Origin of the sequence: Shewanella sp. P1-14-1 (assembly GCF_001401775.1) — a bacterium.
GTDB classification, from domain to species: domain Bacteria; phylum Pseudomonadota; class Gammaproteobacteria; order Enterobacterales; family Shewanellaceae; genus Shewanella; species Shewanella japonica.
In genome coordinates this window covers 1-14,254 of the sequence record NZ_LKTL01000045.1, presented here as the reverse complement: position 1 = coordinate 14,254, position 14,254 = coordinate 1, and the positions used below count along the sequence as shown (strand labels likewise).

Sequence of the window (14,254 nt, the reverse complement as noted above, 5' to 3'; positions counted from 1 at the left end):
TACAGTTGGTGCTGGTGTTGTAGCTAAAATCGTTGCTTAATAGCGAAGTTAGTTAACACATTAAAAAGGAAGCTTCGGCTTCCTTTTTTGTTTCTGTTGCTTTTTAAATTGAACTGTGTAAAATCCACCGCCTTGAACAAACTAACTAGATTGAAGAGTTTTTGTTCGAAGGGGTTGATCTCTCATCTGATATCTGTATAATTCCCCTTCGCTGTCCTAGACAGTGTAATATAATGTTTAACCATAAGGGTTATACATTTTCATAATTGACTCCGATTGGGAGTCTACGGTTAAATCATCTCGCTCTGCTTTTCCAATGGGAAGAAGCTAGAGGGTGATTTTTTATGTGTGCATTTTAGGAGCTCTGGTCAATGCAGAACCAAAGAATCCGTATCCGCTTGAAAGGATTTGATCATCGTCTGATCGATCAATCAACAGCGGAAATCGTTGAAACTGCTAAGCGTACAGGCGCACAGGTTCGTGGTCCTATTCCACTTCCTACGCGTAAAGAACGTTATACCATTTTGACTTCTCCGCACGTCAACAAAGACGCTCGTGACCAATACGAAATTCGTACTCACAAGCGCTTAGTTGACATCGTAGAGCCAACTGAAAAGACTGTAGACGCATTAATGCGTTTAGATCTTGCCGCTGGTGTCGACGTTCAAATTAGCTTAGGTTAATTGAGATCCTTAGAAGAGGTTTGAAAGATGGCTATCGGTCTTATTGGTCGTAAAGTGGGTATGACTCGCATCTTCACAGAAGATGGCGCTTCAATCCCTGTAACAGTAATTGAAATTGCTGGTAACCGTGTTACTCAAGTGAAAACTTTAGAAACTGACGGATACCGTGCTCTTCAAGTAACTACTGGTACCAAAAAAGCCAATCGCATCACCAAACCAGAAGCAGGTCATTTTGCTAAGAGCGGCGTAGAAGCTGGTCGTGGCTTATGGGAATTGCGTTTGGCAGATGGTGAGTGTGAAGGCATTGAAGTAGGTGCTGAACTTAACGTTGATATCTTTGCTGATACAGCGAAAGTTGATGTTACTGGTCAATCTAAAGGTAAGGGCTTCCAAGGCGGTATTAAACGCTGGAACTTCCACGCTCAAGATATGACACATGGTAACTCTTTGGCTCATAGATCTAATGGTTCTATCGGTCAAAACCAGACACCTGGTCGCGTTTTCAAAGGTAAGAAAATGTCTGGCCACATGGGTGCCGAGCAAGTCACTACTCAAAATCTAGACGTTGTACGTGTAGATGCAGAGCGTAACTTGTTATTGGTAAAAGGTGCTGTTCCTGGCGCTACCAATGGTGACTTGATTATCAAGCCAGCCGTTAAAGCATAGGTCTGAGGAGATAGTAATGGAATTGGTATTGAAAGACGCGCAAAGCGCTCTTGAAGTTTCCGAAACTACCTTCGGCCGTGACTTTAACGAGGCATTGGTTCATCAGGTAGTTGTAGCTTACGCTGCAAACGCGCGTCAGGGCACTCGTGCTCAACAGACTCGTGCGGAAGTAACTGGCTCAGGCAAAAAGCCTTGGCGCCAGAAAGGCACTGGCCGTGCTCGTGCCGGTAGTGTTAAAGGCCCGATCTGGCGTGGCGGTGGCGTAACATTCGCTGCTAAAACTCAAGATCACAGCCAAAAAGTTAACAAAAAGATGTACCGTGGTGCTTTAAAAAGCATTCTTTCTGAATTGGTACGTCAAGAGCGTTTAGTCGTTGTTGAATCTTTTGGTGTTGAAGCTCCTAAAACTAAAGAGCTGAAAGCTAAACTAAAAGAAATGAACTTAGAAGACGTTCTAATTGTTACTGCAGATGTTGATGAGAATTTATTCTTAGCAGCACGCAACTTATACAAGGTTGACGTACGTGACGTAGCGGGTCTTGACCCAGTTAGTCTAATCGCGTTTAACACTGTTCTTGTTACTGCTGATGCAGTGAAGCAAATCGAGGAGATGCTAGCATGATCACCGAAGAACGTTTGCTAAAAGTTATTCTTGCTCCACATATCTCTGAAAAGAGCACTGTGCTTGCTGAGAAAAACAACACTGTAGTTTTCCGCGTAGCAATCGATGCGACTAAAGCAGAGATTAAAGCTGCTGTAGCGAAGCTTTTTGAAGTTGAAGTTGATAGTGTCCGCACTTTGGTAAACAAAGGTAAAACTAAGCGCACTGGTGGCCGTGTTGGTCGTCGTAGCGATTGGAAAAAAGCCTATGTAACTTTAGCTGCTGGTGCTGACATCGATTTCGTTGGCGGCGCTGAGTAAGCAAAGGAGAATTATCATGGCAGTTATTAAGTGTAAGCCAACCTCTCCAGGTCGTCGCCACGTTGTTAAAGTGGTGAACAGCGACTTGCATAAAGGGAAACCTTTTGCAGGCCTGTTGGCTAAGAAATCTAAAAGTGGTGGCCGTAACAATACTGGTCGTATCACTGTTCGTCACGTAGGTGGTGGACACAAGCAGCATTACCGTATTATTGACTTCAAACGCAATAAAGACGGTATCCCTGCAAAAATCGAACGTCTTGAGTATGATCCGAACCGTACAGCTAACATCGCGTTAGTACTATACGCAGACGGTGAGCGTCGTTACATCCTTGCTGCTAAAGGTATGCAAGCTGGTGACGCAATCCAATCTGGTTTGGATGCAGACATCAAAACTGGTAACGCAATGCCGCTTCGCAACATCCCAGTGGGTAGTGTTGTGCACGCAGTAGAAATGAAGCCTGGTAAAGGTGCTCAAATCGCGCGTTCAGCTGGTGCTTATGTTCAAGTTGTTGCTCGTGATAACCAATATGCAACTCTACGTCTTCGCTCTGGCGAAATGCGTAAAGTACCAGTTGATTGTCGTGCAACATTCGGTGAAGTTGGTAACGCTGAGCACATGCTACGCCAGTTAGGTAAAGCAGGTGCTAAACGCTGGAGAGGCGTACGCCCTACAGTTCGTGGTGTTGCAATGAACCCGGTTGACCATCCACATGGTGGTGGTGAAGGCCGTACTTCTGGTGGACGTCACCCAGTGAGTCCATGGGGTGTGCCAACTAAGGGTTATAAAACTCGTAGTAATAAGCTCACCGACAAGTACATTGTACGTCGTCGTAATAAATAGTAAGAGGATTCGCCCATGCCACGTTCTCTCAAGAAAGGTCCTTTCATTGACCTACACTTGCTGAAGAAGGTAGAGAAAGCGATGGAAGCGGGAGACAAAAAGCCAATTAAGACTTGGTCTCGTCGCTCAATGATCATCCCAAATATGATTGGGTTGACCATCGCTGTCCATAATGGTCGTCAGCACGTACCTGTGTTCGTAACTGACGAAATGATCGGTCATAAGCTTGGTGAATTTTCACCAACTCGCACTTATCGCGGCCATGCTGCAGATAAGAAAGCGAAGAAGCGTTAATACGGGAGACATAAGATGGAAGTTTTAGCTAAACATCGTTACGCCCGTACGTCTGCGCAGAAGGCCCGTCTAGTTGCTGATCAAATTCGAGGATTGCCTGTTTCTAAGGCACTTGAGATTTTGACCTTCAGCCCTAAGAAAGCCGCCGTACTGGTTAAAAAAGTACTAGACTCAGCTATCGCAAACGCCGAACACAACGAAGGTGCAGATATCGATGAGCTTAAAGTTGGTAAAGTCTTCGTTGACGAAGCACCAACAATGAAGCGCATCATGCCTCGTGCCAAAGGCCGCGCTGATCGTATCATGAAGCGTACCAGCCACATTACTGTGGTTGTATCAGATCGCTAGGAGAAGAGAGCAATGGGACAGAAAGTACATCCTAATGGTATCCGTCTGGGTATCACAAAGCCTTGGATCTCTACTTGGTACGCCGATAAAGCAGATTATGCAAATAACCTGCACAGCGACTGGGAAGTTCGTCAATATCTCACTGAGAAATTGAAGGCTGCATCAGTATCTAAAATCGTTATCGAGCGTCCTGCGAAGAGCATCCGCGTTACTATTCACACTGCCCGTCCAGGTGTTGTGATTGGTAAGAAAGGTGAAGACGTTGAAGTATTACGTGCATATGTATCTAAAATTACAGGCACTACTGCTCAAATCAACATCGCTGAGATCCGCAAGCCTGAGTTAGACGCAAAGCTTGTTGCTGACAGTATTGCACAGCAATTAGAGCGTCGCGTTATGTTCCGTCGCGCTATGAAGCGTGCAGTTCAAAACGCAATGCGCATTGGTGCTCAAGGTATCAAAGTTGAAGTGAGCGGCCGTCTAGGCGGTGCTGAAATCGCACGTTCTGAATGGTATCGTGAAGGTCGTGTACCTCTACATACCTTACGTGCTGATATCGACTATTCTACTTCTGAAAGTCACACTCAATACGGTGTGATTGGTGTTAAAGTTTGGATCTTCAAAGGCGAAGTTCTAGACGGTATCATCCCAGCATTAGAAGAGCCGAAGCAGCAGCCTAAGCGCAAGCCTCGTGGTAAATAGGAGAAACTTTAATGCTGCAACCTAAACGTATGAAGTTTCGCAAGATGTTCAAAGGCCGCAACCGTGGTCTAGCGAACGGTACTGAAGTTAGCTTTGGTACTTTCGGTTTGAAAGCAGTCGGCCGTGGCCGTTTAACTGCACGTCAAATCGAATCTGCACGTCGTGCCATGACACGTCACATTAAACGTCAAGGACAAATTTGGATTCGAGTTTTCCCTGACAAGCCAATTACCTCTAAGCCTCTTGAAGTGCGTATGGGTAAAGGTAAAGGTAACGTTGAATACTGGGTATGTCAGATTCAACCTGGTAAGGTTCTTTATGAGATGAATGGTGTATCTGAAGAGTTAGCGCGTGAAGCGTTTGCTTTAGCATCTGCCAAGCTTCCTATTAAGACTACCTTCGTAACTAAGACGGTGATGTAATGAAAGCGAGCGAACTAAGAGAAAAGAGCGTTGAAGAACTTAACGCTGAACTACTTGGTCTGCTGCGTGAGCAGTTTAACCTGCGTATGCAACACGCTACTGGTCAGTTGACTCAAACGAATCAATTGAAATTAGTGCGTCGTAACATTGCACGTGTTAAGACCATTATTACTTCTAAGGCAGGTGCGTAATGTCTGATAAAATCCGTACTTTGCAAGGTCGAGTACTTAGCAACAAAATGGACAAGTCTATTACTGTTGCTATTGCACGCCAAGTGAAACATCCTATTTATGGGAAGTACATTAAGCGTACAACTAAGATCCATGCACATGACGAAACAAATCAGTGTAATGAAGGTGACGTAGTGACTATTAGTCAGTGTCGTCCTCTTTCTAAGACTAAGTCTTGGACACTAGTTGAAGTAGTAACAAAGGCCTAATTTTTCATTAGGTTATAGTAAACGGCTCCAAAGATTGGGGCCGTTTGTTTTTTTCTGCTATGCAATCCAAAATATTGGTGTTATACTTGCGCGCCATTTTTGACTAAATTGTTGTCAGTTAGGTTAACCTAATTAATTTACAAGTTAGTTTATAAAATGGTCGAAATGATGATCCCAATGTTGGGATTTGTGTAGTAACGATAGCGGAGCACTTAAAATGATCCAAATGCAATCGACTCTAGACGTCGCGTGTAACAGTGGCGCTCGTAGAGTTCAGTGTATTAAGGTCTTGGGTGGCTCTCATCGTCGTTATGCCGGTATCGGCGACGTCATCAAGGTTTCTGTAAAAGAAGCAATTCCTCGCGCTAAAGCGAAGAAAGGTGATGTATATAACGCGGTGGTAGTCCGTACTAAGAAAGGCGTACGTCGTCCAGATGGTTCTGTCATTCGCTTCGATCGGAATGCAGCAGTTTTGCTTAACGCAAACCTTGCACCGATTGGTACTCGTATTTTTGGACCAGTGACACGTGAATTGCGTACCGAGCAGTTTATGAAAATCGTCTCTCTGGCACCAGAAGTACTGTAAGGAGCTTCAAAATGGCAGCTAAAATCCGTCGTGAAGACGAAGTAATTGTACTAGCAGGTAAAGACAAGGGTAAACGCGCAAAAGTTTCTCAAGTCCTACCTACTGGTAAGTTGATTGTTGAAGGCATCAATCTTGTTAAAAAACACCAAAAGCCAAACCCACAATTGGGCGTAACTGGCGGCGTTATCGAGAAAGAAGCACCGATACAAGCATCAAACGTAGCGATCTTTAACCAAGCCACAGGCAAGGCAGATCGTGTTGGTTTCCGATTCGAAGACGGCAAAAAAGTCCGTTTCTTTAAATCGAATAGTGAACTCATTAAGTAAACGGAGTAAACGATGGCGAAACTGCATGATAAATATCAAGAGACTGTTATTGCAGAACTTTCTAAAAAGTTCGGCTATACCAGTGTCATGCAAGTCCCTCGGATTGAAAAAATCACCCTTAACATGGGTGTAGGCGAAGCAGTTGCAGACAAAAAAGTTATGGAGCATGCGCTTCGTGACATGACTGCAATCGCTGGTCAAAAACCAGTTGTAACTGTTGCACGTAAATCAGTTGCTGGTTTTAAAATCCGTGAAGGCTACCCTATTGGCTGTAAAGTTACCCTACGCGGTGAGCGTATGTGGGAATTTTTAGAGCGTTTAGTTGACATTGCAATCCCACGTATTCGTGACTTCCGTGGCCTAAGCGCAAAAGCGTTTGACGGTCGTGGTAACTACGCAATGGGTGTGCGTGAGCAAATCATCTTCCCAGAAATCGATTATGATAAAATCGATAAGATTCGTGGTATGGATATTGTTATCACTACTACTGCGAAGAATGATGAAGAAGGTCGTGCTTTGTTAGACGCATTTAACTTCCCATTCAAGAAATAAGGGTAGCATAATGGCAAAATCATCTATGAAAGCACGTGAAGCAAAGCGTGCACAGCTCGTAGCTAAATATGCTGAAAAGCGTTTAGCACTTAAGGCTTTAATCAGCGCTCCTGATACTTCTGAAGAAGATCGTTGGGATGCTGTACTTAAGTTACAAGCTCTACCTCGTGATTCTAGCGCGTCGCGTCAGCGTAACCGTTGTAATCAAACTGGTCGCCCACATGGTGTTCTACGTAAATTCGGTCTTAGCCGTATTAAACTACGTGAAGCAACTATGCGTGGTGAAGTTCCTGGTCTGCGTAAGGCCAGCTGGTAAGCACTTGTCACGGAGTAAGCTAATATGAGCATGCAAGATCCTATTGCGGATATGTTAACACGTATTCGTAACGGCCAAGCTGCTAACAAAGTATCGGTAACGATGCCTTCAGCTAAGTTAAAAGTAGCAATTGCGAAATTACTTAAAGACGAAGGTTATATTACTGACTACGCCGTAGCAGAAGAAGCCAAGCCTGAATTAGAAATCACTTTAAAGTATTTCCAAGGCAAACCAGTCGTTGAGACTATCCAGCGCGTATCTCGCCCAGGTCTTCGTATTTACAAAGGTAAAAACGAACTTCCTAAGGTGATGGGCGGTCTGGGTGTCGCAATTGTGTCCACTTCTAAAGGCTTGATGACCGATCGTGCTGCCCGCCTAAATGGCATGGGTGGTGAGGTTATCTGCTACGTAGCGTAAGGAGCTAGGTATGTCACGTGTAGCAAAAGCACCAGTGTCTATTCCTGCCGGCGTAGAGGTGACCTTAAACGAACAAACTATTACCGTAAAAGGTGCTAAAGGTAGTTTGACTCGAGTAATCAACAATGCGGTAAGTGTTGTTCTAGAAAACGGCGTATTAACGTTTGGTCCAGTTGAAGGCGTTGCTAACGCTTGGGCTCAAGCTGGTACAGCTCGTGCACTAGTAAATAACATGGTTGTTGGTGTTTCTGAAGGATTTGTTAAGAAATTAAAGTTAATTGGTGTTGGTTACCGTGCAAAAGTTGCTGGTAAAGACCTTGACCTTACTTTAGGTTTCTCACATCCATTGGTTCACAAACTGCCCGCAGGTGTTACTGCAGAGTGTCCTAGCCAAACTGATATCGTACTTTCGGGTGTTGATAAGCAGTTAGTTGGTCAGGTCGCTGCTGAGATTCGTGGATACCGTCCACCAGAGCCTTATAAAGGTAAAGGTGTTCGCTATGCAGACGAACAAGTACGCCGTAAAGAGGCTAAGAAGAAGTAGGTAACGCGATATGGATAAGAAAACATCTCGCTTACGCCGCGCTACTCGCGCTCGTAAGAAGATCCAAGAGCTGGGCGTGAACCGTCTGGTTGTACATCGTACACCGCGTCACATTTATGCTCAGGTTATTAATCCTGAAGCTCAGGTGGTGGCAGTTGCTTCAACCGTTGAGAAAGCGGTTAAAGAACTACTAAAGAGTACCGGTAACGTAGACGCGGCTAAAGCAGTAGGTAAAACTGTTGCTGAGCGTGCGATCGAAAAAGGTGTAACAACAGTTGCATTCGACCGTTCTGGTTTCAAGTATCACGGACGCGTAGCAGCACTAGCTGACGCAGCTCGTGAAGCTGGCCTGAAATTCTAAGGGGTTATAAAAATGGCTAAATTAGAAGCTCAGCAGAAAGACGATTTGCAAGAGAAATTAATTGCAGTTAATCGTGTTTCTAAAGTAGTTAAAGGTGGTCGTATCTTTAGCTTCACCGCACTAACAGTGGTAGGTGATGGTAATGGTAAGATTGGCTATGGCTATGGTAAAGCGCGCGAAGTTCCAGCTGCTATTCAAAAAGCAATGGAAAAAGCCCGCCGTAACATGGTAACTGTAGAACTGAATGGTGGTACTTTGCATCACCCAGTTAAAGGTCGCCACACTGGTTCGCGTGTTTACATGCAACCAGCATCGGAAGGTACCGGTATTATCGCCGGTGGCGCAATGCGTGCCGTATTGGAAGTTGCAGGCGTTCATAACGTACTGTCTAAAGCATACGGTTCTACTAACCCGATCAACATCGTTCGCGCAACTGTAGATGCGTTGGTGCACATGAAGTCACCATCACAAATTGCAGCTAAGCGTGGCCTGAATGTTGATGAAATTCGAGGTTAATGCACCATGGCTACTAAAACGTTTAAAGTAACACAGACAAAGAGTGCCATTGGTCGTTTGCCAAAGCACCGTGCCTGTTTATTAGGTCTAGGCCTAAGACGTATTGGCCACACTGTTGAACTTGAAGATACTCCTTCAGTTCGCGGTATGGTTAATAAAGTTTACTACATGGTTAAGGTGGAGGATTAATAATGCGTTTAAATACTCTATCTCCAGCAGCAGGTTCTAAATCTGCTCCTAAGCGTGTAGGTCGTGGTATTGGTTCTGGTTTAGGTAAAACTGCAGGTCGTGGTCACAAGGGACAAAAGTCTCGTTCTGGCGGCGGTGTGCGTATCGGTTTTGAAGGTGGTCAAATGCCACTTAAAATCCGTTTGCCTAAATTCGGTTTTACCTCGCGCAAAGCTTTGGTTTCAGCTGAAGTTCGTTTACTCGAACTAGCAAAAGTTAACGGTGATGTTATCGACCTGAACGCTCTGAAAGATGCGAACGTAATTACTCGCAACATACAGTTTGCGAAAATCGTTCTTTCAGGTACCATTGAACGCCCAGTGACCGTAAAAGGTCTTAAGGTAACCAAAGGTGCTCGTGCAGCTATTGAAGCTGCCGGCGGTAAGATCGAGGAATAATACGTCGATGGCAAAACCAGGACTTGATTTAAAAAGCGCGAAAGGCGGTTTATCAGAATTGAAAACTCGTCTCCTGTTCGTGATTGGTGCGATTATCGTCTTTAGAGCCGGTTCGTTTGTGCCAATTCCTGGTATTGACGCAGCTGTGTTAGCAGAGTTGTTTGCTCAACAAAAAGATACCATCCTAGGCATGTTTAACATGTTCTCGGGTGGTGCTTTAGAGCGTGCTTCTATCTTTGCTCTTGGTATCATGCCGTATATTTCGGCATCGATTATCATGCAGTTATTGACTGTAGTTCATCCTGCCCTTGCTGAATTGAAAAAAGAAGGCGAGTCAGGAAGAAAGAAAATTAGTCAATACACAAGATACGGAACGCTTGTGTTGGGTACACTCCAATCAATCGGTATCGCGACAGGTTTACCAAGCCTAGTACCTGGCCTAGTTGCCAATGTAGGATTTGGTTTTTACTTTGTAGCAGTTGTCAGCTTAGTAACAGGAACGATGTTCCTAATGTGGCTAGGTGAACAAATTACCGAGCGTGGTATTGGTAATGGTATCTCGATATTAATTTTCGCAGGTATTGTTGCTGGATTACCTTCTGCTATCGGCCAAACGGCTGAACAAGCTCGTCAAGGTGATTTGAATGTACTGGTACTGTTGTTATTAGCGGTAATCGTATTTGCTGTAACTTATTTGGTAGTATTTGTAGAACGTGGTCAACGTCGTATCGTCGTTAACTACGCAAAGCGTCAACAAGGCCGTAAGGTGTTTGCTGCGCAAAGTACACATTTACCACTTAAAGTTAATATGGCGGGTGTGATTCCACCAATTTTTGCATCCAGCATAATTTTGTTCCCAGGCACACTGGCTCAGTGGTTTGGACAAAATGAGTCTATGTCATGGTTAAGCGATTTCGCTTTAGCTGTGTCACCAGGACAACCGCTGTATTCATTATTGTATGCAACAGCTATCGTCTTCTTCTGTTTCTTCTATACTGCGTTGGTGTTTAACCCGCGTGAGACAGCTGATAACTTGAAGAAGAGTGGTGCGTTCATTCCTGGGATTCGTCCTGGAGAACAGACTTCGCGTTACATTGATAAAGTAATGACCCGCTTGACATTAGCAGGCGCTATTTACATTACCTTTATCTGCTTAATTCCGGAGTTCATGTTAATTGCGTGGAAAGTACAGTTCTATTTTGGCGGTACTTCACTACTAATTATTGTAGTCGTAATCATGGACTTCATGGCTCAGGTTCAGACCCATATGATGTCACATCAATATGAGTCTGTGATGAAGAAAGCTAACTTAGTAAACAAAGCGAATTTAGATCGCTTTGGACGCTAGTTGCTTTAACGGAGTGATGAAATGAAAGTTCGAGCTTCCGTGAAGAAGATCTGCCGTAATTGCAAGATCGTCAAGCGTAGTGGCGTTGTACGTGTGATTTGTGTTGAACCAAAACACAAACAGCGTCAAGGCTAAAAAAAAGATATTTGCTCAGCTCAATATTGAGCTGAGCAAATAATGTTTGCAAATTTGTCGACTGTCGAGTATCCTTTCGGGCTTTTCGCAGTTGGCCTTTAACATTTAAGGAGTGCATAGTGGCCCGTATCGCTGGCATTAACATTCCTGATCAAAAGCATACAGTCATCGCATTGACTGCTATCTTTGGTATTGGACGTACACGCGCTAGAGCAATCTGCGCAGCTACTTCAATCGCTGAAGATGCTAAGATCAAGGAATTGAGCGAAGCTCAAATAGATATTCTACGCGAAGAAGTTGCCAAATACTCAGTAGAGGGTGACTTACGTCGTGAGATTTCAATGAACATCAAGCGTCTTATGGATCTTGGTTGTTATCGTGGTCTCCGCCATCGTCGTAGCCTGCCTCTTCGTGGGCAACGTACTAAGACCAATGCGCGTACGCGTAAAGGTCCACGTAAACCAATTAGAAAGTAACGGGAAGGTAAACCAAAATGGCTAAAGTTCCGTCACGTTCTCCGCGTAAGCGCGTACGTAAACAGGTTGCAGATGGTATGGCTCATATCCATGCATCTTTCAACAACACAATTGTCACCATTACAGATCGTCAAGGTAATGCGTTGTCATGGGCTACCTCAGGTGGTTCAGGTTTCCGTGGTTCACGTAAATCTACACCATTCGCTGCGCAGGTTGCTGCTGAGCGTGCAGGTATTGCTGCTCAAGACTACGGTGTTAAAAACCTTGAAGTTTTCGTAAAGGGTCCAGGTCCAGGTCGTGAATCAGCCATCCGTGCGCTGAATGCTGTTGGTTACAAAATTACCAACATTACCGATGTGACACCTATCCCTCATAATGGCTGTCGCCCACCTAAAAAGCGTCGTGTATAACACTGCGTATATAGGATAGTTGGAGAAAGATCATGGCAAGATACTTGGGTCCTAAGCTCAAGCTCAGCCGCAGAGAAGGTACAGACCTTTTCCTAAAAAGCGGTGTGAGAGCAATCGATTCGAAGTGTAAGCTTGAAGCTGCACCTGGTCAACATGGCGCTCGTAAGCCACGTTTATCAGAGTACGGTTTACAGCTACGCGAGAAACAAAAAGTTCGTCGTATGTACGGTGTGCTAGAAAAGCAATTCCGTAACTACTACAAAGAAGCCGCACGTCTAAAAGGCAACACTGGTGAAAACCTACTTGGTCTTTTAGAAACTCGTTTAGATAACGTTGTTTATCGTATGGGTTTTGGTGCGACTCGTGCAGAATCACGTCAATTAGTAAGCCACAAATCAATCGTGGTTAACGGTCGTGTTGTTAACATTCCGTCATTCAAAGTGTCTGCGAATGATGTTGTAAGCATCCGTGAAAAGTCACGCACTCAAGCACGTATCAAAGCGTCTTTAGAAGTGGCTGGTCAACGCGAAAAGCCTACATGGGTAGAAGTCGACAGCGCTAAAATGGAAGGTGCTTTCAAGCGTCTACCAGAACGTAGCGACTTGTCTGCGGATATTAACGAACAGCTGATCGTCGAGCTTTACTCTAAGTAAGGCTAACAAACAAGAGAGGACACAATGCAGGGTTCTGTTACAGAATTTCTTAAACCGCGTCTCGTTGACATAGAGCAGGTTAACCCAACTCGTGCCAAGGTTACGCTAGAGCCACTAGAACGTGGTTTTGGTCACACATTAGGCAACGCGTTGCGTCGAATCTTATTGTCGTCTATGCCTGGCTGTGCAGTTACAGAAGTCGAAATCGACGGTGTATTGCATGAATACAGCAGTAAGGAAGGCGTTCAAGAAGATATCCTAGAGATATTGCTTAACCTTAAAGGTCTAGCAGTAAACATCGAGGGTAAAGATGAAGCTTTACTTACGTTAAGTAAGTCAGGCACAGGCCCTGTTACTGCAGCAGATATCACTCATGATGGCGATGTAACCATCATGAATCCTGATCATGTTATCTGTCATTTGACTGGTAACAATGATATCAGCATGCGTATCCGCGTTGAGCGTGGTCGTGGTTATGTACCAGCTTCGGCTCGTGCACAAACTGAAGACGATGATCGCCCAATCGGTCGTTTGTTGGTTGATGCTTCATTCTCACCTGTTGCTCGCATTGCTTACAATGTTGAAGCAGCACGTGTTGAACAACGTACTGATTTGGATAAACTCGTTATTGATATGACCACTAATGGTACTATCGATCCTGAGGAAGCCATTCGTCGTTCTGCAACAATTCTAGCTGAACAGTTAGATGCGTTTGTTGAATTACGTGATGTTACCGAAACAGCCGTTGTCGAAGAGAAACCGGAATTTGATCCGATTCTGTTGCGTCCTGTCGACGATTTAGAGCTAACTGTACGTTCAGCCAACTGTTTGAAGGCTGAAGCGATTCATTACATCGGAGATCTCGTACAGCGCACTGAAGTTGAGTTGCTCAAGACTCCTAATTTAGGTAAGAAATCTCTTACTGAAATTAAGGATGTATTAGCGTCTCGCGGACTATCTTTAGGTATGCGTCTAGAAAACTGGCCTCCAGCTAGTTTAGCAGACGACCTATAAGTCCCAGGTTAGTACAAGATTAAAGATTATAAGGATTAGGTCATGCGCCATCGTAAGAGTGGTCGTCAACTAAACCGCAACAGCAGTCATCGCCAAGCTATGTTTCGTAACATGGCTAGCTCATTAGTCCGTCATGAGATCATCAAGACGACTGTAGCTAAAGCGAAAGAACTGCGCCGCGTAGTTGAGCCTCTGATAACACTAGCTAAAGTAGACAGCGTTGCAAATCGCCGTTTAGCTTTTGCTCGTACCCGCGACGCTGAAGTTGTAGGTAAGTTATTCACAGAATTGGGTCCACGCTTCCAGGAACGTCCTGGTGGTTACACTCGTATTCTAAAGTGCGGTCTACGTACCGGTGATAAAGCTCCAATGGCTTTCATCGAATTAGTAGGTCGTCCTGAAGCTGCTGAAGCTGTTGAAGTTGAAGCTGCTGAGTAATTATTAATTACTCACTTAAAAAACCGAGCTTAGGCTCGGTTTTTTTATATCTAAAATTCAAACTTTCATTGCATATTTTATCAATTTCACACATTAATTCCTTGCATGCATTAATCAAGCTGCTTTGCTAGCACTGGCTCACTGGCTCACTGGCTCACTGGCTCACTGGCTCACTGGCTCACTGGCTCACTGGCTCACTGGCTCACTGGCTCACTGGCTC

The 14,254-nt window shown here is 44.6% G+C and carries 28 protein-coding genes; all 28 read left to right on the top strand.

The genetic code is table 11. From position 1 onward, the window contains the following. Positions 1 to 371: 371 nt before the first annotated feature. Positions 372 to 683, top strand: coding sequence for a 30S ribosomal protein S10 (gene rpsJ / locus AN944_RS20495; RefSeq protein WP_055026509.1), 312 nt, complete (start codon positions 372 to 374; stop codon positions 681 to 683). 27 nt (positions 684 to 710) lie between these two features. Continuing rightward, complete coding sequence (gene rplC, locus AN944_RS20490) at positions 711 to 1,349, top strand: 50S ribosomal protein L3 (protein ID WP_055026508.1); 639 nt, start codon at positions 711 to 713, stop codon at positions 1,347 to 1,349. Positions 1,350 to 1,365: 16 nt separating this feature from the next. Continuing rightward, entirely contained in the window at positions 1,366 to 1,971 is a 606-nt protein-coding gene (rplD, locus tag AN944_RS20485; protein WP_055026507.1) for a 50S ribosomal protein L4, read from the top strand. Beyond that, positions 1,968 to 2,270: a 50S ribosomal protein L23 gene (gene rplW, locus AN944_RS20480; protein WP_055026506.1), complete on the top strand. Its 303-nt coding sequence runs from the start codon at positions 1,968 to 1,970 to the stop codon at positions 2,268 to 2,270. Before rplD ends, rplW begins: the two co-directional genes overlap by 4 nt. Before the next feature lie 16 nt (positions 2,271 to 2,286). Continuing rightward, a complete protein-coding gene (gene rplB, locus AN944_RS20475) occupies positions 2,287 to 3,111 on the top strand; it encodes a 50S ribosomal protein L2 (RefSeq protein WP_055026505.1) in 825 nt (274 codons plus the stop codon). Between the two features lie 15 nt (positions 3,112 to 3,126). Next, positions 3,127 to 3,405: a 30S ribosomal protein S19 gene (rpsS, locus tag AN944_RS20470; protein ID WP_006083596.1), complete on the top strand. Its 279-nt coding sequence runs from the start codon at positions 3,127 to 3,129 to the stop codon at positions 3,403 to 3,405. 15 nt (positions 3,406 to 3,420) lie between these two features. Then, positions 3,421 to 3,753: a 50S ribosomal protein L22 gene (gene rplV, locus AN944_RS20465; protein ID WP_055026504.1), complete on the top strand. Its 333-nt coding sequence runs from the start codon at positions 3,421 to 3,423 to the stop codon at positions 3,751 to 3,753. Positions 3,754 to 3,765: 12 nt separating this feature from the next. Beyond that, positions 3,766 to 4,455, top strand: coding sequence for a 30S ribosomal protein S3 (gene rpsC, locus AN944_RS20460; RefSeq protein ID WP_055026503.1), 690 nt, complete (start codon positions 3,766 to 3,768; stop codon positions 4,453 to 4,455). A gap of 11 nt (positions 4,456 to 4,466) precedes the next feature. Then, positions 4,467 to 4,877 carry a 50S ribosomal protein L16 gene (gene rplP, locus AN944_RS20455; RefSeq protein WP_055026502.1) on the top strand — a complete coding sequence of 137 codons (411 nt, stop codon included), beginning with the start codon at positions 4,467 to 4,469 and terminating at the stop codon, positions 4,875 to 4,877. After that, positions 4,877 to 5,068 carry a 50S ribosomal protein L29 gene (rpmC, locus tag AN944_RS20450; protein ID WP_006083592.1) on the top strand — a complete coding sequence of 64 codons (192 nt, stop codon included), beginning with the start codon at positions 4,877 to 4,879 and terminating at the stop codon, positions 5,066 to 5,068. Before rplP ends, rpmC begins: the two co-directional genes overlap by 1 nt. Then, positions 5,068 to 5,316: a 30S ribosomal protein S17 gene (gene rpsQ, locus AN944_RS20445; RefSeq protein ID WP_055026501.1), complete on the top strand. Its 249-nt coding sequence runs from the start codon at positions 5,068 to 5,070 to the stop codon at positions 5,314 to 5,316. Before rpmC ends, rpsQ begins: the two co-directional genes overlap by 1 nt. A 217-nt stretch (positions 5,317 to 5,533) precedes the next feature. Beyond that, positions 5,534 to 5,902: a 50S ribosomal protein L14 gene (rplN, locus tag AN944_RS20440; protein WP_055026500.1), complete on the top strand. Its 369-nt coding sequence runs from the start codon at positions 5,534 to 5,536 to the stop codon at positions 5,900 to 5,902. Between the two features lie 11 nt (positions 5,903 to 5,913). Continuing rightward, positions 5,914 to 6,228: a 50S ribosomal protein L24 gene (gene rplX / locus AN944_RS20435; RefSeq protein ID WP_055026499.1), complete on the top strand. Its 315-nt coding sequence runs from the start codon at positions 5,914 to 5,916 to the stop codon at positions 6,226 to 6,228. Between the two features lie 12 nt (positions 6,229 to 6,240). Then, positions 6,241 to 6,780 (top strand): 50S ribosomal protein L5, encoded by a 540-nt coding sequence (rplE, locus tag AN944_RS20430; RefSeq protein ID WP_055026498.1) that lies wholly within the window; start codon positions 6,241 to 6,243, stop codon positions 6,778 to 6,780. 10 nt (positions 6,781 to 6,790) lie between these two features. Beyond that, positions 6,791 to 7,096 carry a 30S ribosomal protein S14 gene (gene rpsN, locus AN944_RS20425; RefSeq protein ID WP_055026497.1) on the top strand — a complete coding sequence of 102 codons (306 nt, stop codon included), beginning with the start codon at positions 6,791 to 6,793 and terminating at the stop codon, positions 7,094 to 7,096. Between the two features lie 24 nt (positions 7,097 to 7,120). After that, positions 7,121 to 7,513, top strand: a complete 393-nt coding sequence (gene rpsH, locus AN944_RS20420) for a 30S ribosomal protein S8 (RefSeq protein WP_055026496.1) — start codon at positions 7,121 to 7,123, stop codon at positions 7,511 to 7,513. 10 nt (positions 7,514 to 7,523) lie between these two features. Next, entirely contained in the window at positions 7,524 to 8,057 is a 534-nt protein-coding gene (gene rplF, locus AN944_RS20415) for a 50S ribosomal protein L6 (RefSeq protein WP_055026495.1), read from the top strand. Between the two features lie 10 nt (positions 8,058 to 8,067). Beyond that, on the top strand, positions 8,068 to 8,418 hold the full coding sequence (gene rplR, locus AN944_RS20410; RefSeq protein ID WP_055026494.1) for a 50S ribosomal protein L18: 351 nt from the start codon (positions 8,068 to 8,070) through the stop codon (positions 8,416 to 8,418). Between the two features lie 12 nt (positions 8,419 to 8,430). After that, positions 8,431 to 8,934, top strand: coding sequence for a 30S ribosomal protein S5 (rpsE, locus tag AN944_RS20405; RefSeq protein WP_055026493.1), 504 nt, complete (start codon positions 8,431 to 8,433; stop codon positions 8,932 to 8,934). Positions 8,935 to 8,940: 6 nt separating this feature from the next. Further along, positions 8,941 to 9,123, top strand: a complete 183-nt coding sequence (gene rpmD, locus AN944_RS20400) for a 50S ribosomal protein L30 (RefSeq protein WP_055026492.1) — start codon at positions 8,941 to 8,943, stop codon at positions 9,121 to 9,123. Between the two features lie 2 nt (positions 9,124 to 9,125). Beyond that, positions 9,126 to 9,560 carry a 50S ribosomal protein L15 gene (gene rplO, locus AN944_RS20395; RefSeq protein ID WP_055026491.1) on the top strand — a complete coding sequence of 145 codons (435 nt, stop codon included), beginning with the start codon at positions 9,126 to 9,128 and terminating at the stop codon, positions 9,558 to 9,560. A 7-nt stretch (positions 9,561 to 9,567) separates the two neighbouring features. Next, positions 9,568 to 10,908 (top strand): preprotein translocase subunit SecY, encoded by a 1,341-nt coding sequence (gene secY, locus AN944_RS20390; protein ID WP_055026490.1) that lies wholly within the window; start codon positions 9,568 to 9,570, stop codon positions 10,906 to 10,908. Positions 10,909 to 10,929: 21 nt separating this feature from the next. Next, on the top strand, positions 10,930 to 11,043 hold the full coding sequence (gene rpmJ / locus AN944_RS21460; protein ID WP_006083579.1) for a 50S ribosomal protein L36: 114 nt from the start codon (positions 10,930 to 10,932) through the stop codon (positions 11,041 to 11,043). Positions 11,044 to 11,162: 119 nt separating this feature from the next. Further along, the gene (rpsM, locus tag AN944_RS20385; RefSeq protein ID WP_055026489.1) at positions 11,163 to 11,519 is read left to right on the top strand and encodes a 30S ribosomal protein S13; all 357 of its coding nucleotides are present in this window, start codon (positions 11,163 to 11,165) and stop codon (positions 11,517 to 11,519) included. 17 nt (positions 11,520 to 11,536) lie between these two features. After that, on the top strand, positions 11,537 to 11,929 hold the full coding sequence (gene rpsK / locus AN944_RS20380) for a 30S ribosomal protein S11 (protein ID WP_011635661.1): 393 nt from the start codon (positions 11,537 to 11,539) through the stop codon (positions 11,927 to 11,929). A 32-nt stretch (positions 11,930 to 11,961) separates the two neighbouring features. Continuing rightward, complete coding sequence (gene rpsD / locus AN944_RS20375) at positions 11,962 to 12,582, top strand: 30S ribosomal protein S4 (RefSeq protein ID WP_055026488.1); 621 nt, start codon at positions 11,962 to 11,964, stop codon at positions 12,580 to 12,582. A gap of 24 nt (positions 12,583 to 12,606) precedes the next feature. Continuing rightward, a complete protein-coding gene (locus AN944_RS20370; RefSeq protein WP_055026487.1) occupies positions 12,607 to 13,596 on the top strand; it encodes a DNA-directed RNA polymerase subunit alpha in 990 nt (329 codons plus the stop codon). Between the two features lie 42 nt (positions 13,597 to 13,638). Beyond that, complete coding sequence (gene rplQ, locus AN944_RS20365; RefSeq protein WP_055026486.1) at positions 13,639 to 14,034, top strand: 50S ribosomal protein L17; 396 nt, start codon at positions 13,639 to 13,641, stop codon at positions 14,032 to 14,034. Positions 14,035 to 14,254 lie beyond the last annotated feature (220 nt).